29 protein-coding genes, 1 tRNA gene, 1 pseudogene and 1 other annotated feature are annotated in these 25,796 nt (G+C 34.3%); of the genes and pseudogenes, 19 read left to right on the plus strand and 12 right to left on the minus strand.

Features of this window, described 5'->3' with window-relative positions; genetic code table 11:
• Positions 1-42 precede the first annotated feature (42 nt).
• Positions 43-1,329, minus strand: a complete 1,287-nt coding sequence (gene eno, locus J3U69_RS02565) for a phosphopyruvate hydratase (protein ID WP_103751734.1) — start codon at positions 1,327-1,329, stop codon at positions 43-45.
• A 244-nt stretch (positions 1,330-1,573) separates the two neighbouring features.
• Between eno and J3U69_RS02570 the strand changes: the two genes are divergently transcribed.
• Both J3U69_RS02570 and J3U69_RS02575 read left to right on the plus strand, forming a co-directional pair.
• A complete protein-coding gene (locus tag J3U69_RS02570) occupies positions 1,574-2,404 on the plus strand; it encodes a DegV family protein (protein ID WP_267412937.1) in 831 nt (276 codons plus the stop codon).
• Positions 2,405-2,728: 324 nt separating this feature from the next.
• Entirely contained in the window at positions 2,729-4,285 is a 1,557-nt protein-coding gene (locus tag J3U69_RS02575; protein WP_267412938.1) for an L-lactate permease, read from the plus strand.
• Positions 4,286-4,446: 161 nt separating this feature from the next.
• Here the strand turns inward: J3U69_RS02575 and J3U69_RS02580 are convergent, their stop codons facing one another.
• Positions 4,447-5,001: a phosphatase PAP2 family protein gene (locus J3U69_RS02580; protein ID WP_103751938.1), complete on the minus strand. Its 555-nt coding sequence runs from the start codon at positions 4,999-5,001 to the stop codon at positions 4,447-4,449.
• Positions 5,002-5,505: 504 nt separating this feature from the next.
• Here J3U69_RS02580 and J3U69_RS02585 point away from each other — a divergent pair.
• Together J3U69_RS02585 and J3U69_RS02590 are read left to right on the plus strand one after the other, a co-directional pair.
• Positions 5,506-6,009 carry a hypothetical protein gene (locus tag J3U69_RS02585; RefSeq protein WP_220232035.1) on the plus strand — a complete coding sequence of 168 codons (504 nt, stop codon included), beginning with the start codon at positions 5,506-5,508 and terminating at the stop codon, positions 6,007-6,009.
• A 194-nt stretch (positions 6,010-6,203) separates the two neighbouring features.
• Positions 6,204-6,665 (plus strand): hypothetical protein, encoded by a 462-nt coding sequence (locus J3U69_RS02590; protein WP_220219747.1) that lies wholly within the window; start codon positions 6,204-6,206, stop codon positions 6,663-6,665.
• A gap of 97 nt (positions 6,666-6,762) precedes the next feature.
• Here J3U69_RS02590 and J3U69_RS02595 read toward each other — a convergent pair whose 3' ends face one another.
• Complete coding sequence (locus tag J3U69_RS02595) at positions 6,763-7,368, minus strand: helix-turn-helix domain-containing protein (protein ID WP_220219746.1); 606 nt, start codon at positions 7,366-7,368, stop codon at positions 6,763-6,765.
• A gap of 286 nt (positions 7,369-7,654) precedes the next feature.
• Here J3U69_RS02595 and J3U69_RS02600 point away from each other — a divergent pair, with 286 nt between their 5' ends.
• The 3 genes from J3U69_RS02600 (at position 7,655) to J3U69_RS02610 (ending at position 9,943) form a co-directional block, all read left to right on the plus strand.
• Complete coding sequence (locus J3U69_RS02600; RefSeq protein ID WP_267412940.1) at positions 7,655-8,551, plus strand: ABC transporter ATP-binding protein; 897 nt, start codon at positions 7,655-7,657, stop codon at positions 8,549-8,551.
• A complete protein-coding gene (locus tag J3U69_RS02605) occupies positions 8,544-9,761 on the plus strand; it encodes an ABC transporter permease (protein ID WP_267412941.1) in 1,218 nt (405 codons plus the stop codon). Before J3U69_RS02600 ends, J3U69_RS02605 begins: the two co-directional genes overlap by 8 nt.
• A gap of 93 nt (positions 9,762-9,854) precedes the next feature.
• A tRNA-Ser gene (locus J3U69_RS02610) sits at positions 9,855-9,943 on the plus strand.
• 140 nt (positions 9,944-10,083) lie between these two features.
• Here J3U69_RS02610 and J3U69_RS02615 read toward each other — a convergent pair.
• The 7 genes from J3U69_RS02615 to J3U69_RS02645 all read right to left on the minus strand — a co-directional run bounded on the left by J3U69_RS02615 (position 10,084) and on the right by J3U69_RS02645 (position 15,625).
• Positions 10,084-10,491 carry an ImmA/IrrE family metallo-endopeptidase gene (locus J3U69_RS02615; protein WP_220219743.1) on the minus strand — a complete coding sequence of 136 codons (408 nt, stop codon included), beginning with the start codon at positions 10,489-10,491 and terminating at the stop codon, positions 10,084-10,086.
• Complete coding sequence (locus tag J3U69_RS02620) at positions 10,484-10,831, minus strand: helix-turn-helix domain-containing protein (protein ID WP_103751723.1); 348 nt, start codon at positions 10,829-10,831, stop codon at positions 10,484-10,486. Before J3U69_RS02620 ends, J3U69_RS02615 begins: the two co-directional genes overlap by 8 nt.
• Before the next feature lie 848 nt (positions 10,832-11,679).
• The gene (locus J3U69_RS02625) at positions 11,680-12,264 is read right to left on the minus strand and encodes a TetR/AcrR family transcriptional regulator (RefSeq protein WP_267412942.1); all 585 of its coding nucleotides are present in this window, start codon (positions 12,262-12,264) and stop codon (positions 11,680-11,682) included.
• 14 nt (positions 12,265-12,278) lie between these two features.
• Positions 12,279-13,607 carry an ABC transporter permease gene (locus tag J3U69_RS02630; protein ID WP_267412943.1) on the minus strand — a complete coding sequence of 443 codons (1,329 nt, stop codon included), beginning with the start codon at positions 13,605-13,607 and terminating at the stop codon, positions 12,279-12,281.
• A 174-nt stretch (positions 13,608-13,781) separates the two neighbouring features.
• Positions 13,782-14,456, minus strand: coding sequence for a CPBP family intramembrane glutamic endopeptidase (locus J3U69_RS02635; RefSeq protein ID WP_267412944.1), 675 nt, complete (start codon positions 14,454-14,456; stop codon positions 13,782-13,784).
• Between the two features lie 305 nt (positions 14,457-14,761).
• Complete coding sequence (locus J3U69_RS02640) at positions 14,762-15,121, minus strand: hypothetical protein (RefSeq protein WP_103751719.1); 360 nt, start codon at positions 15,119-15,121, stop codon at positions 14,762-14,764.
• 147 nt (positions 15,122-15,268) lie between these two features.
• Positions 15,269-15,625: a MerR family transcriptional regulator gene (locus tag J3U69_RS02645; protein ID WP_220219738.1), complete on the minus strand. Its 357-nt coding sequence runs from the start codon at positions 15,623-15,625 to the stop codon at positions 15,269-15,271.
• A gap of 144 nt (positions 15,626-15,769) precedes the next feature.
• Here J3U69_RS02645 and J3U69_RS02650 point away from each other — a divergent pair, with 144 nt between their 5' ends.
• The gene (locus J3U69_RS02650; protein ID WP_103751717.1) at positions 15,770-16,159 is read left to right on the plus strand and encodes a carboxymuconolactone decarboxylase family protein; all 390 of its coding nucleotides are present in this window, start codon (positions 15,770-15,772) and stop codon (positions 16,157-16,159) included.
• A 115-nt stretch (positions 16,160-16,274) separates the two neighbouring features.
• On the opposite strand, the gene J3U69_RS02655 is transcribed toward J3U69_RS02650, so the two are convergent.
• Positions 16,275-16,826, minus strand: coding sequence for a helix-turn-helix domain-containing protein (locus tag J3U69_RS02655; RefSeq protein ID WP_267412945.1), 552 nt, complete (start codon positions 16,824-16,826; stop codon positions 16,275-16,277).
• Positions 16,827-17,044: 218 nt separating this feature from the next.
• Here J3U69_RS02655 and J3U69_RS02660 point away from each other — a divergent pair, with 218 nt between their 5' ends.
• The 6 genes and pseudogenes from J3U69_RS02660 (at position 17,045) to pnuC (ending at position 21,517) form a co-directional block, all read left to right on the plus strand.
• A complete protein-coding gene (locus J3U69_RS02660; protein ID WP_267412946.1) occupies positions 17,045-17,752 on the plus strand; it encodes an AzlC family ABC transporter permease in 708 nt (235 codons plus the stop codon).
• Positions 17,739-18,062, plus strand: coding sequence for an AzlD domain-containing protein (locus tag J3U69_RS02665; protein ID WP_220219735.1), 324 nt, complete (start codon positions 17,739-17,741; stop codon positions 18,060-18,062). Before J3U69_RS02660 ends, J3U69_RS02665 begins: the two co-directional genes overlap by 14 nt.
• 99 nt (positions 18,063-18,161) lie before the next feature.
• Positions 18,162-19,006 (plus strand): annotated as a pseudogene (locus tag J3U69_RS02670) (aldo/keto reductase).
• A 14-nt stretch (positions 19,007-19,020) separates the two neighbouring features.
• Positions 19,021-19,428 carry a MerR family transcriptional regulator gene (locus J3U69_RS02675; RefSeq protein ID WP_220234580.1) on the plus strand — a complete coding sequence of 136 codons (408 nt, stop codon included), beginning with the start codon at positions 19,021-19,023 and terminating at the stop codon, positions 19,426-19,428.
• A gap of 125 nt (positions 19,429-19,553) precedes the next feature.
• Positions 19,554-20,708 (plus strand): cation:proton antiporter, encoded by a 1,155-nt coding sequence (locus J3U69_RS02680; RefSeq protein ID WP_267412947.1) that lies wholly within the window; start codon positions 19,554-19,556, stop codon positions 20,706-20,708.
• Positions 20,709-20,803: 95 nt separating this feature from the next.
• Complete coding sequence (gene pnuC / locus J3U69_RS02685) at positions 20,804-21,517, plus strand: nicotinamide riboside transporter PnuC (RefSeq protein ID WP_220268035.1); 714 nt, start codon at positions 20,804-20,806, stop codon at positions 21,515-21,517.
• 42 nt (positions 21,518-21,559) lie between these two features.
• Here the strand turns inward: pnuC and J3U69_RS02690 are convergent, their stop codons facing one another.
• Positions 21,560-21,871, minus strand: a complete 312-nt coding sequence (locus J3U69_RS02690; RefSeq protein WP_220219730.1) for a TipAS antibiotic-recognition domain-containing protein — start codon at positions 21,869-21,871, stop codon at positions 21,560-21,562.
• 194 nt (positions 21,872-22,065) lie between these two features.
• Here J3U69_RS02690 and J3U69_RS02695 point away from each other — a divergent pair, with 194 nt between their 5' ends.
• The 5 genes from J3U69_RS02695 to J3U69_RS02715 all read left to right on the plus strand — a co-directional run bounded on the left by J3U69_RS02695 (position 22,066) and on the right by J3U69_RS02715 (position 25,755).
• Positions 22,066-22,575 carry a dihydrofolate reductase gene (locus J3U69_RS02695; protein WP_267412948.1) on the plus strand — a complete coding sequence of 170 codons (510 nt, stop codon included), beginning with the start codon at positions 22,066-22,068 and terminating at the stop codon, positions 22,573-22,575.
• A gap of 1 nt (position 22,576) precedes the next feature.
• Positions 22,577-22,768 (plus strand): hypothetical protein, encoded by a 192-nt coding sequence (locus J3U69_RS02700; protein WP_127326205.1) that lies wholly within the window; start codon positions 22,577-22,579, stop codon positions 22,766-22,768.
• Positions 22,769-22,827: 59 nt separating this feature from the next.
• Positions 22,828-23,068 (plus strand) — a binding site (T-box leader).
• Between the two features lie 44 nt (positions 23,069-23,112).
• Positions 23,113-23,970: a MetQ/NlpA family ABC transporter substrate-binding protein gene (locus J3U69_RS02705; RefSeq protein WP_267412949.1), complete on the plus strand. Its 858-nt coding sequence runs from the start codon at positions 23,113-23,115 to the stop codon at positions 23,968-23,970.
• Positions 23,971-23,999: 29 nt separating this feature from the next.
• Positions 24,000-25,061, plus strand: a complete 1,062-nt coding sequence (locus tag J3U69_RS02710) for a methionine ABC transporter ATP-binding protein (RefSeq protein WP_267412950.1) — start codon at positions 24,000-24,002, stop codon at positions 25,059-25,061.
• On the plus strand, positions 25,054-25,755 hold the full coding sequence (locus tag J3U69_RS02715) for a methionine ABC transporter permease (RefSeq protein WP_103751706.1): 702 nt from the start codon (positions 25,054-25,056) through the stop codon (positions 25,753-25,755). The genes J3U69_RS02710 and J3U69_RS02715 overlap by 8 nt, the downstream gene beginning before the upstream one ends.
• Positions 25,756-25,796: the final 41 nt, after the last annotated feature.

Below are 25,796 nucleotides of genomic sequence, written 5' to 3' on the forward strand. Positions count from 1 at the left end.
AAAGCCTGCAACATTGCAGGCTTTTTATTGAATTAAAACTAATTAATCCTTGTCAACGCTGTCTGGGAATGTAGCTAAACGTTCACCTTCACCGAGTTCTTCTTCGATTTCAAGTAAACGGTTGTACTTTTCAACACGTTCTGAACGAGCTGGGGCACCAGTCTTAAGTTGACCACCGTTAACAGCAACGGCAAAGTCAGCGATGAATGTGTCACCAGTTTCACCTGAACGGTGAGAAATCATGGTGTTGTAACCATTCTTACGTGAAAGACGGATAGTTTCCAAAGTTTCAGTAACAGTACCGATTTGGTTCAATTTGATTAATGATGCGTTACCTGCACCTTCCTTGATAGCTTTAGTTAAAAGCTTAGGATTAGTACAAATGAAGTCATCTAACACAATTTGAATTCTGTCTTTATGGCTTTGAGTGAATTTGATCATACCATCAACATCGTTTTCATCGTATGGGTCTTCAATTGAAATCAATTCTGGGAACTCATCAAGCAACTTGTCGTAGTATTCTGCTAATTGTTCATCGTCAAATACCTTACCTTCGAAGTGGTACTTGCCGTCTTCTTTGTTGTAGAAGTATGAAGCAGCACAGTCACAAGCAATGGCAATGTCTTCACCAGGCTTGTAACCAGCTTTAACGATAGCATCGTGTAAAGCTTGTAAAGCTTCTTCAGAGTTCTTCATGTTAGGAGCGAAACCACCTTCGTCACCGAGGCCAGTTTCGTAACCCATGTCTTCAAGAACTTTCTTCAAAGTGTGGTAAGTGTTAACAATCTTTTCAAAACCATCACGGAATGAAGTCTTCTTAACTGGGGTAATCATGAATTCTTGTACATCAATACCGTTGTCTGCGTGCTCACCACCGTTAATAACGTTGTGGAAAGTTTGTGGCATTTCAAGGTCAGTACCGCCAAGGTATCTGTACAAAGGTTGGTGACTGTCTTTAGCAGCTGCATCAGCAGTAGCCATTGACACACCTAAAATGGCATTAGCACCAAGTTCAGCCTTGTTTGGTGTACCATCTAATTCGATCATAACACGGTCGATATTAGCTTGGTCGTGTGGGTCTAATCCCTTTAAAGCTTCAGCAATCTTAGTATTAACATTGTTAACTGCTTTAGAAACACCTTTACCACCAACACGGTCGCCGCCATCACGTAATTCAACTGCTTCGTTTTCACCAGTTGAAGCACCTGATGGAACTTCAGCCTTACCTACGACACCGTTTGAAAGAGTAACAAAAGCTTCTACAGTTGGGTTACCACGTGAATCATAGATTTCCAGTGCATGAACATTTTCAATGACTGATTTTAACATCTAAAAACCTCCTAAATAATAAATGCTGTACTAACGTCTAGTACATACATTAAGAGGAGCAAGGGCTCCATCTCTACAGAACAAATTTTAGCCTAACTTTGTGATTATGTAAACATTTGTAAACGATTTCTAGTGTTAAAAAAATTTAAAAAGATTTTGTCGCTTTTTTAAGTAATTTGCTTTATCATTTAGCTATACATTTTTAAGTTTGAATGGTTTATTTTCTATATAAGGATGCTTTTTTATGGAAGAAGTAAAATTAATAATTGATTCTGGCTCTAATGATCGTGCTAGTGAAAAGTTAACAGTTGTTCCTTTAACAGTTACAATTGCAGGTAAAGATTTCCTTGATAATGAAGATCTTGATATGGATGACTTTTTAAGTAGCATGGAAACAAACACAGAAGAAGGAAGAACCTCTTGTCCAAGCATTGATGAATGGCTCAAAGCTCTTGAAGGCAGTAAACGAGCTATTATGTTGACAATTACTAGTGGCTTAAGTGGAAGTTTCTCATCAGCTTACCAGGCAAAACAAATTTATGAAAAAGATAATCCGGGCAGCAAGGTAATCGTGGTTGACTCCCGAACAGCTGGCCCAGAAATTTCAATTATAAGGGAAGAAATTGAGCGTCTAGTTAATAGTAAAACAAGATTTGTAGACATCGAACAAAAAATTTCGCAATATAAAACGCACACTCATCTGCTGGTTATTTTGCAATCATTACATAATCTAGCGTTAAATGGTCGGGTCAATATTGCGGTGGCCAAGGTTGCCAAAATGTTAAATATTGACGTGGTAGGAACAGCCAGTAATGAAGGCAAGCTTGAGCCCATTTCAAAAGTGCGGGGAATGAAACGAGCATTTAAAGAAGTTCTAAAATTAATGGAAGAGCGCAAATACCGTGGTGGACGAATAATTATTGATCAGTGTCGAAATGAGAAGGACGCAGAAACTTTAAAGCAAAAGATCCTTTCTCTTTATCCGCAAGCTGATATTATTATTCGATCGATGCGCGGATTATGTTCCTTTTACGCTGAAGAGGGCAGTCTGATGATTGGCTTTGATGACCTTTAATTATTTTAGTTAAAAAATCGTATTGAACTGATACTTATAAATTACGAATTATTCATTATGAGATTAACTTTTTTGCAGAGTTAATCTCTTTTTTTTGCTGTTTCAGACTTGAATTACACGGTTTGCTGAAATCGATTACAATAAACTGTCAAATCATGTTTAAATCTACTTTTTAACGTGCTAAAATATCGTATGGGTAATAATTTACATTTTAATTCGTTATTTGTCTCTTAGGAAACGGATAATACTTTTTCGTGTATTTTTTTTGAATTTTGAAGGAATTATCTTATTCATTTTTTTGAGTGAGTAAACGGAGGAATTAGAATGGATTTAGTTAAAACAGTTATTGCCCTTATTCCCATAGTTTGGTTAGTCATATCTTTGGGTGTTTTTCATGTACGTGGAGACGTTGCATGTGCAATTGGATTTGTTGGCGCAATTGTGCTTAGCATTTTGGGTTTTAACTTTTCGTTTATAAATAGTATTACTGCTGGTATGGATGGCATTATGATGGCAATTTGGCCTATCATTTATGTAATCATATCGGCTCTTTTTATTTACAATATTAGTAAAAAATCAGGCGGACTTGATACTATCATGTCGATGCTTACTTCGATCACAAAAGATATGAGGATTTTGGTATTGATTCTTGCTTGGGGCTTAGGTGGCTTTTTAGAAGCAGTTGCAGGTTTTGGTACTTCGGTTGCTATTCCAGCAAGTATTTTAATTATTTTGGGAATGAACCCACTTAAAGCTGCAGTTGTGTGTCTAATTGCCAATACGGCTCCAACTGCTTTTGGTGCTGTAGGTTTACCAATTACAACTTTGGCAAAGGTTACGGGGCTTGGATCTACAGAATTATCTTATTTCGTAGCTATCCAATTGTTCTTTTTGATTATGATCATTCCGTTCGTTTTAGTACTGCTTACATCTGGGAAAGGCCTGAAATCTTTTAAAGGAAATGGCGTACTTTTCTCGACGTTTATGGCCGGTTTTACCTTTGCGGTTCCACAAATTTTCATTACTAAATATATGGGGCCAGAATTACCATCAATTGTAGGCGCGATTATTTGTATTTTGTCTTTAGTTTTCATCACTAGACTATATGCTAATAAAAGGCAAGAAGCAACACCACAGCCCGATACTAATACTGACACCGAAACCAAAACAACTGGAGATAAAATTAAAGCTTGGCTACCATTTATTTTGGTATTTGTCTTAATTATTTTTACCTCTTCACTGTTTCCATCAATCAAGGATGCTTTAGCTAATGTCAAAACAAGTTTTCACTTCTACAATGGCCTTGGTGCTAAACCAGTCGATATAGACTGGCTATCATCTCCCGGTACTCTGATTCTATTATCAAGTTTTATTGGTGGCGCAATTCAAGGGTTATCATTAAAGCAAATGTTTTCAGTGCTTTTTGACACGATTAAACAACTGACCAAAACTATTGTAACCGTTTGTGCCATTGTAGGTTTGTCAAAAGTAATGGGTTATAGTGGAATGATTGCTACAATCGCAATCAGCTTGGTTAAATTAACTGGACCTTTTTACCCGGTAATTTCGCCAATCATTGGTGTTCTAGGCATCTTTATTACTGGTAGTGATACTTCTGCCAACGTATTATTCGGAGCTTTGCAAGTACAGGCAGCTAACGCGTTGAGTGTTAACCCTTATTGGCTAGCAGCTGCTAATATGGCTGGTGCAACTGCTGGTAAAATGATTTCACCACAAAGTATTGCTATTGCAACTGGTGCCACTAAGCTTGAAGGTCAAGAAGGCGTACTTTTGAAAAAGGCTCTTCCATATTGTGTAATGTATACATTGGTACTGTGTGTGATTATTTTTGTACTTGGTAAGATACTCTACATGTTATAAAGAAGTTTAATGATATATTGACTTTATTTTGTATAACAGCTATCTGTTATTGCAAGTAAAGAAGGACTAATTTCATTTTGAAATTAGTCCTTTTTGCTTATAAAAACACTGCCTTAATAAAAGCAGTGACTACTTTGTTTTAGTTTAATTAGTTGAATTTCTTAGAGTAGAAAAATAAAAATATGTTGCGACAGGGTAAAGCATAAGACGGCTAAAGAAGTAGCACCGATGACATCAGATGGATAATGCGCTTTTAAACTAATCCTTGATATCACTACCATTATCCAAATGACGGCTAGTGTAATTATTAGGCCATTACCAAATTTTGTTCCAAAAAGTTCCCAAATAATTAAGACCATAATAGTAGTTCCTAAAACATGGCCACTAGGAAAGCTATAGCCGTCTTCAAGACTAGAGTGCATGAGTGGCCTCTTACGGTGCATCCATTTTTTTAATAGTAGCCCGCTTAAATCGGTAAAGCCAAGGGTAAATAAAACCCAAAGTGCGGCTAAATCCTTTTGCTCGTTAATTAAAAAACTAGCCAAAAAAATATCCCAAACTACTAAAAGTTTTGGGTCATTAATAAAAGCGATTATTTGCCAACTAAAACCATCATGTCGCCTAACTAATTTGTGGTGGAGCCAATGGTCAAATAGGTTAAATCGACGTGAATTTCTAATGTTAAAAATAAGTAGCACCAGTATTAGAGCGGACATAATTGCAATCCAGATATTTAAATACAAGATAAATCCCTACCTATCAAACTTTATTCGACTGTATTTTACCAGTTACTAAGGTTTCAATATACTTTAAAGGTCACTCTTGAGTAAAACTTAAGGAAATTGCTAATAATCAATGCTTTTGCTCGTCAACTTGCCATTGATTTAGTTAAAATGCCAAACAATTTACTTTTAAAAATTTTAGCGAACGAATTCTGCATAGCTTAATAAATCAAGTTCTAATGCATGTCTTAGAAACTTAGCTTGAAAAAATATTAGCTTTGATCATAAAATATTACAATCTTACAAGTCTAAATAGGAGAAATTAGAGGATGAAAAAACAAGGAAGTTTAACCATATTACTCGAATTTGTTTTTGTTTAGTTCTTAGAAAAATACGATCGATTCTTATAGTAGTTTGTAAATCAAATGGAGTTATTTCTTTTAATCTACTTGATTTAAGATGGATTTTAGAACTATCCAATACATAGAAGGAACAAAAATGAAGAAAGAAAACGGGATTATAGAAAGCCTAATTGATATCCATCATCATATTTCTAAATGGAAAAAAGAAAGTTTAGATCGATCAGGACTAAAAAATGCTTATTTAAAACTTGATTTTTGCTTATTGTACTGTATTTTAATGCTAGTGCAAGATTTAAATTTTAATTACGATGGTACTGAAGCTGCAAATGTTATGGGTCCACTTTTTGCTTTTGACGTAGTTGCAGAAATATGGACTGGTTTTTACTATCAACATGCTATCATTCAAAAAAATAAGTCTAATAATATTAGTAATTCAATGAAAAGCTGGATTCTAATTAATACTTTTATAAGAATGGGCTTAATTTCCACGACCATTATATTGTTAATTTGTACTTATACCAAAATGAAATTTCGTCTTCGACCGGTACTAATATTTTCAATAATAACTGGTTTAATAGGAGATGCACTTCAAATTTGTTTTTTAATGAAGATATGTCGAAAATCGCAACAAGAATGTTAATAGCAATTGTGTGTCATTGCTTAAATTTTCTTGCATCAAATGATGATTCACTTTTTAAAAAATTTATCAGGCGATTTCTGTACGGCATTATAAATCAAAGTCTAATGCCTGTCTTAGAAACTTAGCTTGAAAAAATATTAGCTTTGATCATAAAATATTACAATCTTACAAGTCTAAATAGGAGAAACTAGAGGATGAAAAAACAAGAAACAGTTCTCGAAGCGTTAAAAGATATTTTTCACCATATAAAAAAATGGGCAGATCCGGATCTTGCTTTAAAGAGAGGAGTTCTGTTACCAGTTGCAATTGTGTTTTTGTGTTTTCCTAATATATTATTTTTTCAAAAAAATGATTTTAAACGTGGCTTGGTAGCAATAATCCTTTTAATCACGGTTTTAATTGATCTTTTTGACTACCAGTATTTACTAAAAAAATGTATTAATAATGGTAAATTTACAACACAAATCGAACATTGTAGTTTAGTTATTTCTGGTTTAAGAGGAATGGTTTTCTTAATAGCGGTAATAGAATTAATCCAGTCTTTAGTCAAAATTAAGCTGAATTTGTGGTTAATAGCTTTGCTTAGTATCGTGGCAATTGCGTTAGGTGTAGTTTTCCAAAAAATATTTATTAGACATTGTTTTAAGTTTAAATAAACAATATGGTAATGCGAATTTTAACAGTCAGATAAATAAGGGACAGCTATAAACTTATGTTAGCAAAGCTTTAAACAAAATTAGTAGTTTTAAAAATCTAACTTAAATCTTGAAGCTTTTGGTAAAAATTAATCACAATTATTGATCCGTTGGTTATAGAAATAATTGTTATTAGTGCACCTAAAAGAATTCCCAAGTTATATGAAGGTGAATTTGAAAAAGAGTTAAATAAGTAGCTGTTGAATATTGTAATTACAGAGTTAAAAATTAAGAAGGCAAAACTAGAAACTAGTAATAAAATTAGTTTCTTTTTTTGCTTAAAGCGAGCCCAATCATTGAATAAAAACAAGTAAATAATAGAAAATGCAATATTGATAATTGATGGATAAAGAATAATAGTTTTAATACCAAAAAATCTCAAATAAGAAAGTAAAGTTAAGATCAACACTATTATGTATATCAATAAACTAATGTAATATTTTGTTTTACTATTTTTGATCTCAGTAATATCTTGATGAAGAAAGTCATCTAAAGTGATATTAAAAATCACACTCAGTCTGGATAAGGTTTCAAGATCTGGTGAACTACGATCATTTTCCCAGCTTGAAATTGTTTTTCTTGATACAAGTAATTTATTGGCTAGTTGTTCCTGAGTGAAACCTTGTTTAGTACGATAAAATTTGATTTGCTTACCTAATTCCATTCTAATGAGCCCTTTTTCTATATAATAATATTATTTAAACATTAATTCTTTTTCAAAACAATTTAATTTTGGAGTAGAGCTTTTTTCATTTGAAATTTAATTAGGTAGCGTTTACGCCGTTATAACGTCGTTTATTAGTTCCACATTTTTTTATTTTTAAATTAAAGCTTGATATGATGGCTTGTTTACCAATGTCTCATAAACTTAGCTTGAGTAAAGAAAGATTTTGGCTATAAAATAATATCATCATTATGAAAAAAATTAAAAATTAAAAAGGCGGTTTGATATGCTAAAAATTGAACATCTTAGTAAAAAGTATGGTGACAAGGTCGCACTAGATGATATTAGTTTTGTAGCTGAACCTAATAAAATTTTAGGTCTAATTGGTCAAAACGGTGCTGGTAAAACTACAACTTTTCATAGTATTTTGAACTTTATTAGCTATGACGGTAAAATTTCATGGAAAAATAAGGAGATAAATGAAGATTGCTTTGATCAGATCGGTTATTTACCTGAAGAGCGCAGTTTAATGCAAAAGTTGACGCTTCAAGAACAAATTGTTTATTATGCTCAACTTAAAGGGATGAAAAAGCAAGATGTGTTAAATAAAATCGATGCTTGGCTTGATCGCTTTGAAGTCAATGGAAATAAATCTGATAAAATAAAGACTTTATCAAAGGGCAATCAGCAAAAAGTTCAATTGATCTGTACTTTAATTCATCAACCAAAATTAATTATCTTGGACGAGCCATTTAGTGGGCTTGATCCAATTAATGCGGAATTACTAAAGACGGCAATTCTGGATGCCAAGAATAATGGAGCTATCATCATTTTTTCAAGTCATGATATGGCAAATGTTGAGGAAATTTGCGATTCACTTTTGATGCTTCGAAAAGGTCAGACTGTTTTAAAGGGTCCGGTTGAAGAAATTCGAAATTCGTTTTCTAAAAATGAAATTCTTGTCAAAACAGTTACACCACTAGCGGAACTAATTAAATTACCACATGTTCAAACTGTCGAGCCGAGGAAAAATAATCGCTATTTATTAAGAATAGATGACGAAAAAAACGGTCCTGCAGTCTTTGCAGCATTGACACAAGGTCAGTATATTGAAGAATATCAGCAGCAGGCACCAACTTTAGATGAAATTTTTCGGATGAAAGCGAGTGAAAAGAATGCGTAAATTTGCGATTGTTGCATGGCACACATTTTGTAAACAAGTAAAATCATGGTCTTTCGTGATGTTAATTTTAGGACCACTTTTAGTCGTAGCTGTTACATTTGGAACTGTTTATTTTCTTAGTAATAGTTTGGGGGCTACGGAAGACACTTATGCTGTTGTCAGCAATAACCCAAACGTAAGTAAACCTTTTGCAAAAGCTAATTCTAAAGATTACGTTGATGACACAATCAAGACGGTTTCAATTGCTAAAAAGAGCTTACAAAACGATGATATCGACGGTTATGTGGATATCGAAGTTAACAATGGTCGGATTCAAGCCGACTACTTTGGTACCAAGAAAATTGATTCAAGTTTCAAAAAGAGGTTAGTAAAATACCTGAAACAACTTCAAAATGAGCGTAGCAAGAAAGATTCTAAACTAAACTTATCTCAGTCTAATCTGGCTCCTGGACTAAGTGAACATTTGCAGAAAATGTCTGCTAGTCTTGGTGAAAATCCTTATCTTTCTTTATCGACTATATTTGTAATTATGTTTGTTATCGTTGGAATTTATACGAATATTGCCGCACAAGAAATTGCTGCTGATAAAGGAACTAAGGTAATTGAGATCATTTTTTCAAGTATTTCTGCCGTTAAATATTTTGCTGGAAAGATTACTGGTATTTTAGGGCTTGCAGTTTTCCAATTATTGATTTGGTTAATCATTGGAGCATCTGGGTTGGCAATAATCAGGCATATACCGCAATTCGCTTCTTTTATGGCGAAAACTAATTTATTAGCTTACGCTAAAGCCATTGTTCAAAGTCTTTTGGGTATTAGACTGGTATATCTTTTATTGGGAATAGTCCTTTTCACTGTTTTAGCTGCTTATTGTGGAGCAGTGGTCAAGCGGACTGAAGATACCTCAAAAGCTACACAACCTGTTAGTTACTTCTTATATTTAGTCCTGTTTATTGGAATAGCATTTAGTGATATCAGTGCACTAAAGAATCCCGGAATGATTGTTTTATCATTCATTCCTGGATTCTCATCATTCATCATGCCTCTACGCTTGATTACTAAAACGGCTACTAATTGGGAGAGTGCCATATCATTGCTTATTTTAATTGGATGCATTGTTTTCTTGGTATTTTCTGTTGGTAAATCATATAAACGTTTAATGTTACAAAATGATAATAGGCCAATTTGGCAAAAACTAAAGAAGTCATAGCTAAAATGGACAACAATTATAAAAACAATTTGAGTAAAATTGTAAAATTAATTTTGCAGTTTTGCCAATATCATGTATAATTATGATTGTTGTGGAGAGTTGGCAGAGTGGTAATGCACCGGACTCGAAATCCGGCGAACCAAGTTTTCCTTGGCGCGCAGGTTCAAATCCTGTACTCTCCTTTAAAATTAAGAAAAAAAGCTTGTAGCATATCTGCTTACAAGCTTTTTTAGTCTTTCTACACGGCAAACGCACGGCATAAAAATTCTATTTGTTTTCCACATATTTTTGATTTATGTCTGCTGACAAGATAAACACCCAACTAAAAAACTAGTTGGCTATTTCTTTTATATAAATTAACTGTATCAGCTAGCATTCTATCTGGGATGCCATATTGCTCAATAAATTGAATTGGCTCATCAAAACTGTCATATTGGTTTGAGGCATATTCAAAAATTAAACTTAGTGAGAAAAGATCTGCACGCCGTTCATTTGGCGTTAAAGGTGTACCACAATAATTGGATAAACCTGGTTCTCCAGCTAAAATATGACCAATTTCGTGACCAATTATGAAGGGTAATTCTTTTTTATTTTTCCAATTAATATTGATAATAATCAAGCGCTTGCTTTTGTCAGACAAAGAACTGTATTCTGGTTTGGTAAATATTTGTAAAACACCAATTTTGTGTTTAAAAGCATAACTATATAGCCAGGCAATCAAATTACTCACGTCGTTTACCTCTTTCAATATCTGAATCCATAAGATTTTTAATAATATTAAGATAATCATCAGGAATGGGTCTGCCACGATAGGATAATATTTCATCATTTTCAATATCAATCGCATGGCGATTCTTGGTATTGATAGGGGAGGGATCATCTGTATTACCAAGTAGATAATCGGTTGAAGTATGTAAAACATTAGCAACTTTTTGCAAGTTATTACTTGTTGGGGTTTGCTTTTTCCAGCGATAAATTGAATTAGTTCCTATACCAGCTAAATCATTTACTTTTGCTAGAGTTAAATGATGCTTTTTGGCTAATTTCTTTATTCTTTCAAATGTGCACATATCAAGGATCTCCCTATCCCTGACAAAAATATTAGCGAATTCACTATTATTATGTTGACTATTTAGCGAAAACGAGTAATAATATATTTGTCAATTAAATCACTTACGGTTTTAAGTAAATAAATGACACTGCAATTGTATGGGGATACTGTTCAATAGCATTTATTTACTATGCCTTCATATTAGCGTTTGCGCTAATATAAGTCAATCTTATTACGCGATTTAATGATGGAATTATTTACGTAGAATGGAGGAAGTGAAGAATATCGATAAATTATGGAGCTAGTAACCTGTAATTATAAAGTGAAGTAAAAGTTGAAAGGGTAGATTATCGCACACTATTAAAAGTTGAGCGAAAATTCTAAATATTAATGGGGTAACGCCAAAATGGTTAGCCCTTATTGAAGCAGGCCCTAATGAATACACATTAGGAATATTTTATTGAATATGAAGTGCAACCAAACAGTTCGACATTTTATAATAAGCAAATCTTGATACACGATTTCGATAGTCAATTGAAGTCGTGTATTTTAATTTGACTTGTAATTGTTGGCCTGCTAGACTACTTTGTCATATGTTTTTCGCGAACGTGCTCTTAAACATCGGCTTTAAGTTCATGTTTAAGTAATATCAACTTGAATGACCGCTCTTTAAAGTCTCTGGCTAGCCAATAACTTTCTTCAGGTCCAGCCCTATAATTTCGTTCCAAGTTGAAGCTTTTGCTTTAACTTACTTAAATAATTTTGCCATCGAAAAACGACCTCCAAAATTGTCCTAATTTTGGGGGTCGTACCACTTTTTTTTAAGTTCTTTGGTGTAATTTTTAAAATATATGTTTAATGACGACTTCAATTCTTTGGTTTTAAATGGTCTGCGTAAGTCCGAATGTTGTTTTGTACAAATTCCTGTGGTTGAATTTGAAAAAGCGAATCTGGAAAGGAATGTTGCATAATGGCTTGACCCAAGTTAAGAAGAATTAAATTATCAATTTCCACTTTCAAGTCAATGTCTTGGGCAATTTCGCCATTATTTTGCATTTGCGCAAATTTTTCTTCTAGAATATTTCTGATTAAATCAAGTAAGCTTTTAATTACTTTTTTTAGTTCAGGTAATTTCTGTGATTCACGAATACCGGTCAAAAATAACGCTAAGTGCTGTTCAATAAAACTTTGGTAGATTACAGAAAAATTCATGATATCTTTTTCAATGTCACCAACAAGCTGGTAATTATCCCCGACTGTTTGAATATCTTGACGATATTCGGCTACAAGTGGCTGCAAAATACTATACTTATCTTTAAAGTGTCTAAATAAGGTACTTTCATTAACTTGTGCGGCTTGAGCAATTTTTTTGGTAGTTGTTCCTTGATATCCATTTTGAATTAATAAACGTGAAAAAGCTGCCAAAATCCTTTGTTCAACATCACCAGCCATGTTGATCACCTGCCTTAACTTAATTCATCAAATTTTAACGTTGGTTGCTTGTGTCTTATTGTAACAATTATCATATTAACTAACAAGATTCCTACTAGGAGTAGCCAAAAGCCGATTTGTTGCTCCGAAGAAAATGTCCCTCCATAGAGGAAATTAAAGTCAGACTGAATCCCGTAGTATACCGGGGATATGTAATGAACAAGATTAAAGAAAGAATTCATTCCAATCAGTGGAATAATTCCGGCTCCTGAAACGACTTGGATCATTGTCAAAATTATATTAATCGGAGTTCCGATTTGTCCTAATAATAGAAGTGCTATTGTGTTGAAATTGTAATAAAGGAAAATTGCCAATGTATGGCCAAACATGATGTTCGAATAATTTGCCATGGATCCTGGTAAAATTTTAAGATCAATCGCACTCACAATTAAACTCGCTAAAAATGCTATTAGTAAATAAGTACATTCCAAATATGCAAATGACTTCCACCGGCCGATTTTAGACGCAAATTTAGCATATACACCATAAAGAAGTAGTGCTCCCATGAGCGTTCCTAAATTAAGTGTGATGTTGATAAAGAAAGGGGCTAGGGCATTGTTTAAACCCTTCGGAACAGAATTGCGGTGCTGAATAGTAAAAGAAGAAGTTTTACTCTGTTGTGCTAGTGCCTTTTGCTTGCTTTGAGAAATAATTTGCTGCTTTTGCTTCAAAGCCTTCTTTACTACTTGTTTTTGTCTTAAAGCAGTTTGCGTTTTTAGCTTTTTAATTAAAGCTGGCTGCATTTGTTTGGGTGCTTGAGCAATTGAGCGTCGAGCAGTATTTATTTCAATTTCTGCTTTTGCCCTTTGCTTATTTAGCTTTAATTGTAATTTAGCTAGCTGTGATTTTGCTATTTTAATTGTCTGACTTTGAACTTGTATTTTCTTGTCAATTTCTTGGCCCATTTTATTGGCTACCGCATTCAAAGAACTACTTACCGACATTTGGTTTGAATCATTAAGATAAAATTTTACTTTAACGTTTTTGCTTTGTAAAAGGTTGTGCTTGAAGTGTACTGGAATTGCTATCAGCAGATAACTCTTTCGCTGATCTAGACTCTGTTTTCCTTTTTTGAGATCAGAACTAATTTTTACATGTTTGAACGGAGCTTTAGCTTTAATATTTTCGGCCAGATCCTCGCTGTCAGGGTCTTGATTAATAATTTCGATGGGCAATTCTTTAATCTTGCTTGGCATGTTCTTATACCCTGAATCATATATCCAGAATACTAGTCCACCAAAAATAACGGTAATCAACAGTGCAATTACAGTACCATGACTGCTGATAAATTTTTTGAAATTCATATTTTTAACCTCACTTTTTATTTTGTGTTTGGTGTAGAATAGCATCTTTAATTTTTTAATGCAAGCAAGTACTTGCTTTTTATTGAACAAAATATTTTATTGGGAAAGCAAAAAAGGGTGAACTAGCTGGTTCAGCCCTTTTGCTTATAAATATTTTTTTCTTTAGCTTTTACATCAAAAAAATCTGAATATCCAAATAATTAAATTCAGTAAGCCATGACTAAAAATGACCATTTTAATGTCTTTAGTTATTAAATATATTAGAGAAAAACTTAGCCCACTTATAAATAATTGAAAAGTTGACCAAGAAAGCTCGTATCCATGTGCAAAAGCAAAAAGCAGACTAGTGAGAAGAATTGCTAGCCAAAGATTAAGCTTTTTAAAAATCCCGCCTTGTAAGCTACCTTGAAATAGCATTGATTCAAATATAGGACCCGATATAACCAAGGTGAAAAAAACAATCGCGCCTAGTTGAGTGTGAAGTAATCTAATTAAATCATTGTCGTTTGAACTTCCTAATTTTAAAACATTTCCAATTATCGATTCAATCAAAGTTGACAGTATTGTAAAACCGAAAGAAATCAGTAGATTTTTTATACTTAATTTGACTGACCAGATCGGCGTGCCGTTAACTTTTTTATAAAGCGGATAAACAGATACAAAACCAACTAGACAGCCAATTATCAGAACCAATACATGGTGACAAATATTGACATTGTTCCTTGTTTCATTGTCACATATTATGTATGCAAGTGTCGGAGACTCCATAAAAATAAAGGAGAACAGAAACCAGATGAAGAAACCAATGGCTTTTAATAAAGATAAAGTTATTTTTCCTAGTTGTTTCATAATGCCAGATGTTCCTTACTTATATTTAAAGATGCCTAAAAGTTCAGACAACTCGATTAAATCTTCGAAAAGATTTTTAAATATTGCTAATATTTCGACTAAACTCATAGCACAATGACTACTCACTTGAAATAGGTCAAATATTTCCTAGTTCTTGTTTGTAAAAACCACTTTTTTCCCAAGACATGGAACATATACCTAAATCAGACTAGCTGTCCAAAGAATGTGCTTTTAAAGTAATTACATTAAGACCTAGCTATAAAAATAAAGAGTGTCTACAAACGCTCTTTACTTTCAGTAGTAATCTATCTGACTAATTTATACCAGCCCTTAGCTTTCGGACATTGCCAGAAATACTTGCCGTGAGCTTTAAAATAGCCGTTAGCCCAACCCTTATGAGTTACCAGCCATTCGTAACTAGCAACATCACGAATATGAACTTTTTGACCTTTTCGCAGTGTTTTGGAAGCAACCGCATGGGTCTTATATAATGGATAAGCAATTTTCATTTTATAAATTTTGACTGGCTTAATTACTTTGACCTCGCGCGGCTTAAAGTAATATTCTTTCCAATATTTTGCCTGAACGTTTCGCCCAAAAACATTCAAGGATAACAAAACGCCAAAAATGACTAAAAATGACATTAGTAAAGATTTCCGTTTCATATAGACCTCCTAATTTAATTACTAATATTATCTTGTTATAAACAATAGTTTGCCGATATTTAATCTTAGTTGCAGTCAAACTAAAGCTATATTGATATATTTGCACTATTATCGAATTTAGACAAGAGCAGATTTATTACTCTTTTATCATTTAGCTAGTCCAAGATAAATTTTGATTTTATGTTCAATAAATTTAATATCTTCATTGAGTTGATCCTGTTCTTGATGCAATAAATCCAATTGTTCAAAAAGAAGGACCAACCTTTGGGGAATTGTTTCGTCACCCTGGTAACGCAATTTGGCGTATTCCTGCATTTTTTTAATACTCATGCCGGTTTTCTTCAGTCTAAGAATAAACTTGACCCAATTGATATCTTTATCTGTATATACACGACGGTTGTTTCTGTCGCGGCTTGAAAATATTAATCCTTGCTTTTCGTAATATCGCAGCGTATCAATCGACAGACCACATAATTTAGAAAATTGACCAATTGAATATTGCATAATATTTATCTCTTCTCATCTGTTTTTTAAGATAATAATTACATTCAACTTTTTTTGTGTCAACTTAAAAAAAGTGGTTGACGTGGAGTATACTCCAGCATTTATTCTATAGCAGTAATTTGAATTAGCGAAAAGGAGAATAACATGGCAGAAAATAATCGTTACGAAACTGGTTTAAAGAATTTAGCTAAAGTTGATCAAGAAGCTGGTCAAGCAGTTATCGATTCATTAGCAGGTTTACCAGAAGATGTTGGTAAATACATTATTGAATTCGCATTTGGCGATATTTATGATCGTGGTGTTTTAGACTTAAAGCAAAGAGAAATGATTACTATTACTAGTTTGCTTTCACAGGGCGATACTGCACCACAATTAAACGTTCACATCAATGGTGCTTTAAATGTTGGATTAACTAGAGAAGAAGTAATTGAGACTTTCATCCAAGCCATTCCTTATGTTGGCTTTCCTAAAGTTTTAAATGCTGTTAATGTAGCTAAACAAGTATTTAAAGACCGTGACGAACAAGGAAAGTAAATTTTTAATTATCAACTAAAAACTAGAACCAAAAAATATACAAGTAAAAAAATCACTTCATTATCAGAAGTGATTTTTCTTTTAGATAGTTCTTAAAACAAGATTTGTAAATAAATTAGTAATAATTATTAATAATAACGGCCTTTGCGATTACATTGGTTTCATTGGAGTAGATATGGGGATTGGTTGGATTAAAGAAGATGGTGTCATCTTTTTTCAACAGATTTTTCTGATTATTGACTGTAATCCATAATGTTCCGGCTATTACCATTACATATTCCTCGGAATTTGACGAATGCCCAACAGATTTATATTGTGAATGTGGATCTAGCTCCATTTGAAAAAGCTCAAAGCGGCGATGAACTGATTGGGGAAAATAATTAAAAATCCGGTAATGACCATCGGCGGAATGTTGCTGCAGAATTTTATTTTTTTGAATAATTGTTGGTTTATTAAGGTCAGAATCTTCTAAAAGAAGGGTATAGGGAATATTAAGTCCAGCACAAATCTTCCAGATTGTGTTGATTGTCGGATTAGTTGTTCCACCTTCTATTTGTGAGAGCATACTTTTACTAATACCCGCAGCTTCCGCTAGCTGACTAATATTTAGTCCGGCTTTAAGCCGGTAAAACTTAACGTTGTGGGCAATAATCTGATTAATTTCCAATTAACTTCTCCTTAAAAAGTAATTGACTTTATCTAAAGTTCGTCGTAAACTTTGTTAAATCTAATATATTGAACATAATTATTATATATTGAACGAAAGAGCATTGTAGCAAATTAAACTTGCTTTTGCTTAGGTTCAAATAATTTTTGCTAGTTAAACCTAGTTTACACTATTTTATGCAAATAGTTTTTAAGAAAAAGGGAAAGGTAGATGAGTAGATGGATAACTCTTTATCAAGACATGCCGCATTTGTTGAAACAATCCCAACAGTATTTGGCTATTTAGGAATTGCTGCTGCTTTTGGCATCATTGGCCGCGCGAGTGGATTTTCAATCTTAACAGTTTGCTTAATGTCCATTATTATTTATGCCGGATCCGCCCAGTTTACTACAGTAAGCATGCTTGCGGCAGGGAGCCCGATTTTGTCAATCATCCTAGCGACCTTTCTGATTAATTCCAGAATGATTTTAATGAGCACTACATTGGCACCATATTTTAAAAAAGATAGTGTAGGCAAGGGAATAGCCATCGGCACCTTGCTGACTGATGAAAGTTTTGCACTTGGGGTGAACAAATTAAACTATACAGGCGATCGGCTGACTTTTACCTGGCAGAATACGACTAATACTATTTCGTATTTGACTTGGGTAATTGCAACTGCTTTAGGTGCATTTCTCGGGGGCTTAATTACCAATCCGCAAAGATTGGGCTTAGATTTTGCCATTGTAGCAATGTTTATTGGTTTATTGTACCTACAGATAATTAGTGATAAAAAAATGAAACAAGCTTTACAGGTGACAGTAGTCTTGATAACAATGGCTTTAACTTACTTATGCATGATTATTTTACCTGAACAGTTAGTTATTCTTGTGGTGACAATTTTAGGGTGCATATTGGGGATGGTAGTGAAACATGTCTTTTTCTAACTACACAATGTTAACAATTATTGGCTGTGGAATTGCCACTTGGCTATCGCGAATTTTGCCATTTGTTTTATTAAAGAAATTTACTTTACCTAAAATAATAGTTGAATTTCTATCATTCGTACCAATTGTAATTATGGCATCTCTTTGGTTTAGTAGTTTATTTACGCCAAGTCTAGGACATCTTCCCAAAGTTAATGTGGATTATGTTTTGGCATCACTACCCACTTTTATTGTTGCCTTAATTAGTAAATCGTTACTGGTAATCGTTTTGGTGGGCGTAATTTCGTTGGCCTTATTACGTTTAATCTGAGCCACATTAGGAATACTTTTTACTCCTCTTGCATTGGTCTGCACTCCAAGGTTTATAATAAATGCAAAATTATTAAACATAGTTGATTGAGGAATACGCATGGAAACAGTTAAATTAAACAATGGAATTGAAATGCCGCTTTTAGGCTTTGGTGTTTTCCAAATTACTGACAATAAGGAGGCAGAAAAGGCTGTCTTGACAGCATTGGATGCAGGTTACAGGCTAATTGACACAGCTAGCTCATATGGAAACGAAGAAGCAGTAGGACGAGCATTAAGAAGAGCGGAATAACAAGATCAGATATTTTTGTTACTACTAAATTATGGGTCCAGGACACAGGATATGAAGCCACTAAAAGAGCAATCAATGAATCATTAAAAAAGTTGCAGTTAGATTATCTTGATTTATACTTAATTCATCAACCTTATGGTGATGTTTACGGCTCTTGGCGTGCAATGGAAGAAGCATATGAATCAGGGATGATTCGTGCAATTGGTGTATCGAATTTTGAGCCTGACCGAATTTGGGATTTGGCTTTGTATAATCGCGTACGACCAGCTGTTAATCAAATTGAGATTAATCCTTGGATGCAACAACAAGATGCTGTTAAATTCTTGCAAGGCAAAGCAATTCAGCCAGAAGCTTGGGCACCATTTGCTGAAGGGAAAAACCAGATTTTTAGTAACCCACTTCTACAAGAAATTGGATTGAGTAACCATAAATCGGTAGGACAGGTGATTTTAAGATGGCTAATTCAGAGAAAAATAGTTGTTATTCCAAAATCTGTTCATCGTGAGCGAATTGTGGAAAATAGTAATATTTTTGATTTTACTTTAACTGACCAAGAAATGGTCAAAATCAACAGATTAGATAAACGACAAAGCCAATTTTTTGATCATCGCGATCCGTCTGCGGTTGAACGTATTTATAATATGATTCGCTGATGTGAGGAGATTTTTTGAATATTAATGAAGTTAGTTCCCAGTTTAATTTATCAAAAGATACACTTCGCTATTGGGAAAAATGCGGTTTAATACCACCAGTTAGGCGGGACAATAACGGCTATCGTGAATATAGCGAATATGATCAAAATTGGATTTTTTACATTAAAGCTTTACGTCAAGCTGGTGTTTCGGTTAAAAGACTGCAAGAATTTGTGGCTAAATATCAGCAAAAGCAGCCACCTAAAGAGCGTAAAAAACTACTTGTGTCTCAGCTGAAAGAACTAAAAAAGCAAGCAATGAACTTACAAAAAGCGATTGATTACCTTGATTTTAAAGTCACACATTTTGATGATCAGCTGCTTACTTATGAAAATGAAAAATTGGCTTATGAAGGAAAAGCAAAAAAGGATTTACAAAATTAAGTTTCTTTCGTTATAATAATTAAAAAAATTTCGGTTGGAGTTCAAGACTTTCAAGAATTGTTCCTAGGTTTGGGTTGCCTAGGTAACTTCTTGGAAGTCTTTTTTGTGTGAAAGTTGAAGGAAAAATGGAACAAATAAAACTAGTAATTTTAATCTTATTATTCGCCCTAATCGGTGGGCAAATTAGCGTAAGGAGTAAGCTGCCTGCTGTGATTGGCCAATTAATTGCAGGTGTCATCCTTGGTCCGGCATTTTTAAATTGGGTCAGACCAACTTCACTAATTAAAAATTTAGCGGAAATTGGCGTTATCTTGCTGATGTTTTTAGCTGGCCTTGAAAGTGATTTGACTATTTTAAAAAAGCTTTGGTATCCCAGTTTGCTCGTGGCACTGATGGGGATGATTGTTCCAATAATTGTTGCTTATTTAACAGGATTATTATTTGCTTTTGCGCCAATTGATTGTCTTTATTTGGGATTAATTTTTGCGGCGACATCAGTCTCAATTTCTGTGGCGGTTTTACAGGAATTAGGTTGTCTTAGAAGTAAGGAAGGGATGACCATTCTCGGCGCGGCTGTAGTTGATGACATACTATCAATCTTGTTGTTAAGCATCGCAAGCAGTTTGTTTAACACGCAAAGGCCAGTAACTACAGCAAAATATGAATTAGCATGGCACATATTTTGTCAGATAGGCTATTTATTAGTATTAATCATTGGTAGTTTTTGGCTAGCACCAAGGTTGGTTAAATTGTGGACTAAGATTACTGTGCCGGCAGCTAACGTCCTTTTGTTATTAGTTATGATTTTAGTAGCATCTTTTGGTGCGGAATTTGTTGGCTTAAGCGATGTGATTGGTGCCTTTTTTGTCGGACTTGCTTTTAGCCAGTTAAATGAAAAAGCGAAACTGCAAGAAAATTTTACGACCATTGGTTATGGCTTTTTTATTCCGCTTTTTTTCATCAGTATTGGACTTGAGATGACGTTAACTGGAATCTGGCAAAATATTGGGTTATTTGTACTACTTTTAATTGGTGCAATTTTATCTAAATGGGGTGGTGCTGGTATTGGTGCTAAACTATCTGGTTTTTCCTTTTTGAGTTCAATTCAAATTGGGGCAGGAATGGTTTCGCGTGGTGAAATGGCCTTGATTGTTGCCCAGATTAGCAGGCAAAAGCACTTTTTAACTTCTACTACTTATTCATTAGTTGTGGGAGTCATTATCTTAACAACTTTGATTGCCCCATTTTTATTAAAGCTAGCTTTTACGGATAAGCAATAAGTTGTTCAAGTCAGAATAATTTTGGATTTACGAATTAAATGCTATGATAGAATTCGTGTTTGCGCACAAATAAAGAGATAGATAGGGCGGTATTAATGAAATTTCAACCTAATAATAATTTATTTAGTATTAAATGGTATGTAAGTCAAATGCGTGGTTGGAGCTTTAAAACTTATATGCTATTGATGCTAGGGATCGGCGTCATTATCGGTACGACAATTTCTTCACCAATTGATTTAATTGCGTTTGTGACGATGATTGCAGCTGTCATGGGCTTTACGTGTACGTTGGCTATTACTAATGCAAGACCGATTAACGGTGTATTAGGCTTATTGTCATCAATTATTTACATTATTGTTTCGATATATGCTAAAAATTATGCCAATGTTGTTTTGCAGGCAGCCTATATTTTTCTATTAGATTTGCCCGTGCTATTTTTACCAGCTTGGACAAAAGATGCAGAAAAACATATTAGGGGGCTCAATTTATCCAAGTGGGTTTATACAGTTTGCTTTTTTATCGTGGTAACGGGCCTGCTTTACTTAATGGACACAAAAATCTTTATTAGTCCAAGGCCATGGATTGATGCAATCGCCGGTGCAATTGGCATCACTGGCTCAGTCCTTTGCACGTTTCGTTTTCGGGAACAATACTACTTTTGGTCAATTCAAGGAATCTTTGCGATTATTCTGTGGGGTGTTACTGCTTTTCAAGGTGACGCAAATTTAACGTTATTTTTCACGTATATTCTATATTTAAGTAATGACCTGCTTGCTTTTACTGACAAGCACACTAGTTGGTTCCATTAAAAAAATAAAAGGTGAGATCCTCTAATTAGAAGATTTCACCTTTTATTTTTGCAAATGATCTTTGACAATTTTGATTAGTATCTTAGTAGCACCTTTACCAGCCTTGTCGTCGTAATATGATTGGTAGCGTTCATCACTTTCATAGCCGTTAACTATTCCTAAATGAATTTCAGTTGAGTAGTTTGGCATAATGACTTTCAGCCAATTTTGATGATCTGTGAAAATGGCATCACTCAATTTACTTTCTGTGCTAGGGTCTTTAACAACTTCTTGTAAATTGCGGACTAAATCCGCTTCAATTGTTTTCATTCGGTTAAAATTTTCATCTGAAAAATCTGCAGCACTTTTAGTCATTTCATTTCTCCTCATGCTTGTATACTTTTTACTATTTTACTATAGCATACTGCTAAATCAGGAAAAATAAATTTAGGGTTTTGACAAGCAGTTGCCTAGCTAATTTTTTGCTGTTTTATGTTAATTGGTCGAGTTAAAGGTAAAAGATATAAATAACGAGAATAAAGCTGTATAATAAAACTAGAGGTGCATTAATGATTATTTTTGTGTGGGCTGAGGATGAGAAACATCAAATTGGTCTAGATGGGCATTTACCTTGGTATTTACCTAAGGATTTGGAACATTTTAAAAAGTTAACAGTTGGTCATCCAATCGTTATGGGCCGTAAAACTTTTGCTAGCTTACCTAGACTGCTACCTAATAGACAACATATTGTTTTATCAAGTAGTTGCGAAGTGGCACACAAATTTGATCACAATAACCAAGTTGTCATATTATCTTCGTTAAATAAATTAAAGCATTGGCTTAAGTCACATCAAGATGAAAAGATTTTTGTTATCGGGGGTACATCGGTTTTCCAAGCATTGAAAAAGCAAGTAGATTATTTAGAAAAGACGGAAATAAAAGCTGTTTTTGCTGGTGACACGATTATGCCGACCATTGACTATTCGCAATTTGAGTTAATAAAAAAAGAGACTCATTTACCTGATGATCAAAATAAATATTCATATGAATTTTTAACTTATGCTAGAAAGGAGAAGTGAAATGAAGAAGATGATCATAAGCGTAATCGTTTTAGTGATCAGTATCCTGATCCTTGTTAATAGTATTATTCAAGCTGAAATGATCAATCCTAACTTATGGTGGCAAGTAATTGGCATGGCCATCATTACCTTTGTGGTCGCGCGTGATAATTGGGATCAATATCAGAATTTTCACAAGCATCAGCAAAAATAATTTTAAACGTGGTTGACAGAACTAAAACTAGGTGCTAAATTAATAAACAATTAAATAATTAATACATCTTGAAAAGCAGAGTAGTTATTTGCCAAGTTGATAAAGAGAGCTAACATTTTGGTGAGAGTTAGCAGACAAGGAATAATGAACATGGGCTTGAAATGATGACCGTTAGTGATATTTAGCTTTCGGCGGAGTTGCATCCGTTATTTGTGCAAGCTATTGATAGATAGCTATTGAGGTTTATTACGTGAGTAATAAACAAATTAAAGGTGGTATCGCGAAGCACTCGTCCTTATTTTTAGGGATGAGTGCTTTTTTTGTTGAACTTTGGAGGTTCTGTAATGTCGAAGAAGAAGACAAGAAATATTGTTATCGGCGTAATCGTCGCTTTAGTTGTGATTGTGATTGGGTGGTTTAGCTTTGGACCCAAACCTAATAATAGTCAAAAGGGTGGCAACCATGTGGTTACTGTGGGAATAGTTAGTGAAACTAAGCCAAAGGAAGATATTTGGAATCATGTTGCGGCTACTGCAAAAAAGAAATATGGTGTAACGGTTAAAGTGAAGAACTTTACCGATTACAACCAGCCAAACAAAGCCGTTAAAAATGGTGATATTGACTTAAATGCCTTTCAGCACTATGCCTTTTTGAAAGCGTGGAATAAAGCGAATAAGGGCGGCGTAGTGGCAATTGGCCGCACAGAAATTAATCCGATCAGATTATATTCCAAGAAATATCACAAACTGAGCGACTTACCAAAAGGTGCTTCAATTGCAGTTCCAAATGATGCCAGCAACGAATCCCGTGCACTTTTTGTTTTAAAAAATGCCGGTTTAATCGAACTGCGTAAAGGCAAGGAATTAGCTACTGTTGCTGACGTTGTGAAAAATCCTAAAAACCTAAAAATTAAAGAAATAAATGCTGATCAATGTGGTCGGGTAATTGACTCAGTTGATGCCGCAGTTGTTAATAATGACTTTGCTCGTCCCGCTGGTTTAGGTAAGAAACAAACAATCTTTGTTGAGCCGGTTAACAAGGATTCATTAAAATGGGTTAACATCATCTGTGCTCGTAAAGGTGAGGAGAAGAATAAAGATTACCTCGCCGTTGTGAAGGCCTACCAAACCGAAGAAACTAAGCGCTTAGACAAGAAATATTACGGTGACATGCAAAAAACTGCTTGGGACATCAAGTTTTAATTAGTTTTTAAGTGAATGGAGAAAATTTAATGGGTATTATTGAGTTGCAACATGTCAACGTTGATTTCGCTGATAAAAAAAGAAAAATAGTGCATGCAGTCCATGATGTCAGCCTAACCGTTGAAAAAGGTGATATTTACGGTATTGTTGGCTTTTCTGGGGCAGGTAAGTCAACCTTAGTTAGAACAATTAATTTATTACAAAAACCAACGGCTGGGAACATTAAAGTTAATGGCACAGATTTTGTCAAAGACGGTAAGCAGGTAATTTCTAACAAGAATCTGCAATTGGAGCGTAGAAAAATCGGAATGATTTTTCAAAGCTTTAACTTACTTAATGAAATTACCGTAGTTGAAAATGTTGCTTTCGCTTTAAAGCATTCTGGCTTAAAAGAAAAGGAAATAGAGGAAAAATCCCTAAAACTGTTAGAATTAGTTGATTTAAAGGAAAAGGCAGATTTTTACCCGGTTCAATTATCCGGTGGTCAGCAGCAAAGGGTTGCAATTGCACGTGCTTTAGCCAATGAACCAGATATTCTCATTTCGGATGAAGCTACTAGTGCACTTGACCCGCAAAATACCCAACAGATTTTAACCCTCCTAAAAAAATTAAAAGAAGAACTCAACCTTACAATTGTCTTGATTACACATGAGATGAGCGCAGTTAAAAAGATTTGTGACAAAGTTGCTTTAATGCAGCAAGGAAAAATCATTGAAAACGGTACGCTGCGTGATGTAGTCTTGCATCCGAAAAACAGCTTAACAAAGAGCTTTGTAGGCGGCTCACTAGAAGTAATTAACACATTAGAGTCGCTAAATTTAACTAAGCTAAATGATCATGAAGCAATTTACCAACTTATTTATAGTTTAGCTAACGTAACCAAATCAATTATTATTGACCTTTACCGTCAGATTGGTGTCGAAACTAGTATGCTTTATGGGAATGTTGAGTTACTAGACGATGAACCAATCGGTACGCTTTTAGTTTTGGTCAAGGGTGATAGTGATAAGCAGAAGCAGACTGTTGCCTTTTTAACCGAAGAAGGAGTAGCAGTAACTAGGTTGAATGAAAAGGGGAATTTGTATGATTAGTTGGTTTAGTAAAATTTTTCCAAATGTCGTGAACTTAGGCTGGGGCGGCGATACTGGCTGGGGAACTAGTATTTTTCAAACTTTATTTATGACTTTTTGGTCAGCAATCTTTGGTGGCATTTTAGGTATTCTCTTCGGGGTAATTCTAGTTTTAACCAAAGAGGGTGGAATTAGACAAAATAAGTTTTGGTTTAATATTTGTGATAAAATTGTTTCAATTTTTCGGGCAATTCCGTTTATCATTTTGTTAGCCTTCATTGCTCCGTTTACCCAATTAATAGTCGGAACGCAGATCGGTATGAATGCTGCACTGGTTCCGTTATCACTTGGAGTTTTTCCCTTCTATGCTCGTCAAGTTCAGGTGGCTTTAGAAAGTGTTGATCACGGAAAAATTGAAGCAGCGCAAAGCTTAGGGGCAACAACCTGGGATATCATTTTTAATGTCTACTTAAACGAAGCTCGTTCAGAATTGGCTCGAGTATCAACGGTGACAATCATTAGTTTAATCGGCTTAACCGCGATGGCTGGTGCTATCGGGTCCGGTGGCTTGGGTAATACAGCCATTTCTTATGGCTACCAGCGTTTCGATAACGATGTGACTTTTGTAGCCACAGTTCTAGTTATTATCTTAATCTTTATTGTACAAATTACCGGTGACTTTTTAGCTAAAAAATTGAACCACCAAAATAGGTAGAATAGGACAAAAAAAAAACAACAAGCAAATTTTGCTTGTTG

The sequence above is a fragment of the Lactobacillus sp. B4026 genome (assembly GCF_026535825.1).
In the GTDB taxonomy this organism is placed as follows: domain Bacteria; phylum Bacillota; class Bacilli; order Lactobacillales; family Lactobacillaceae; genus Lactobacillus; species Lactobacillus panisapium.

Coding starts and splice junctions, on each gene's coding strand:
- J3U69_RS02695 (WP_267412948.1), top strand. CDS start 22,066: ATGATTATTTTTGTGTGGGCTGAGGATGAGAAACATCAAATTGGTCTA.
- J3U69_RS02620 (WP_103751723.1), bottom strand. CDS start 10,831: ATGTGCACATTTGAAAGAATAAAGAAATTAGCCAAAAAGCATCATTTA.
- J3U69_RS02680 (WP_267412947.1), top strand. CDS start 19,554: ATGGAACAAATAAAACTAGTAATTTTAATCTTATTATTCGCCCTAATC.
- pnuC (WP_220268035.1), top strand. CDS start 20,804: ATGAAATTTCAACCTAATAATAATTTATTTAGTATTAAATGGTATGTA.
- J3U69_RS02645 (WP_220219738.1), bottom strand. CDS start 15,625: ATGCAATATTCAATTGGTCAATTTTCTAAATTATGTGGTCTGTCGATT.
- J3U69_RS02635 (WP_267412944.1), bottom strand. CDS start 14,456: ATGAAACAACTAGGAAAAATAACTTTATCTTTATTAAAAGCCATTGGT.
- J3U69_RS02640 (WP_103751719.1), bottom strand. CDS start 15,121: ATGAAACGGAAATCTTTACTAATGTCATTTTTAGTCATTTTTGGCGTT.
- J3U69_RS02585 (WP_220232035.1), top strand. CDS start 5,506: ATGAAGAAAGAAAACGGGATTATAGAAAGCCTAATTGATATCCATCAT.
- J3U69_RS02595 (WP_220219746.1), bottom strand. CDS start 7,368: ATGGAATTAGGTAAGCAAATCAAATTTTATCGTACTAAACAAGGTTTC.
- J3U69_RS02715 (WP_103751706.1), top strand. CDS start 25,054: ATGATTAGTTGGTTTAGTAAAATTTTTCCAAATGTCGTGAACTTAGGC.
- J3U69_RS02625 (WP_267412942.1), bottom strand. CDS start 12,264: ATGGCTGGTGATGTTGAACAAAGGATTTTGGCAGCTTTTTCACGTTTA.
- J3U69_RS02665 (WP_220219735.1), top strand. CDS start 17,739: ATGTCTTTTTCTAACTACACAATGTTAACAATTATTGGCTGTGGAATT.
- J3U69_RS02570 (WP_267412937.1), top strand. CDS start 1,574: ATGGAAGAAGTAAAATTAATAATTGATTCTGGCTCTAATGATCGTGCT.
- J3U69_RS02700 (WP_127326205.1), top strand. CDS start 22,577: ATGAAGAAGATGATCATAAGCGTAATCGTTTTAGTGATCAGTATCCTG.
- J3U69_RS02590 (WP_220219747.1), top strand. CDS start 6,204: ATGAAAAAACAAGAAACAGTTCTCGAAGCGTTAAAAGATATTTTTCAC.
- J3U69_RS02650 (WP_103751717.1), top strand. CDS start 15,770: ATGGCAGAAAATAATCGTTACGAAACTGGTTTAAAGAATTTAGCTAAA.
- J3U69_RS02660 (WP_267412946.1), top strand. CDS start 17,045: ATGGATAACTCTTTATCAAGACATGCCGCATTTGTTGAAACAATCCCA.
- J3U69_RS02600 (WP_267412940.1), top strand. CDS start 7,655: ATGCTAAAAATTGAACATCTTAGTAAAAAGTATGGTGACAAGGTCGCA.
- J3U69_RS02705 (WP_267412949.1), top strand. CDS start 23,113: ATGTCGAAGAAGAAGACAAGAAATATTGTTATCGGCGTAATCGTCGCT.
- J3U69_RS02710 (WP_267412950.1), top strand. CDS start 24,000: ATGGGTATTATTGAGTTGCAACATGTCAACGTTGATTTCGCTGATAAA.
- J3U69_RS02630 (WP_267412943.1), bottom strand. CDS start 13,607: ATGAATTTCAAAAAATTTATCAGCAGTCATGGTACTGTAATTGCACTG.
- eno (WP_103751734.1), bottom strand. CDS start 1,329: ATGTTAAAATCAGTCATTGAAAATGTTCATGCACTGGAAATCTATGAT.
- J3U69_RS02575 (WP_267412938.1), top strand. CDS start 2,729: ATGGATTTAGTTAAAACAGTTATTGCCCTTATTCCCATAGTTTGGTTA.
- J3U69_RS02605 (WP_267412941.1), top strand. CDS start 8,544: ATGCGTAAATTTGCGATTGTTGCATGGCACACATTTTGTAAACAAGTA.
- J3U69_RS02580 (WP_103751938.1), bottom strand. CDS start 5,001: ATGTCCGCTCTAATACTGGTGCTACTTATTTTTAACATTAGAAATTCA.
- J3U69_RS02690 (WP_220219730.1), bottom strand. CDS start 21,871: ATGACTAAAAGTGCTGCAGATTTTTCAGATGAAAATTTTAACCGAATG.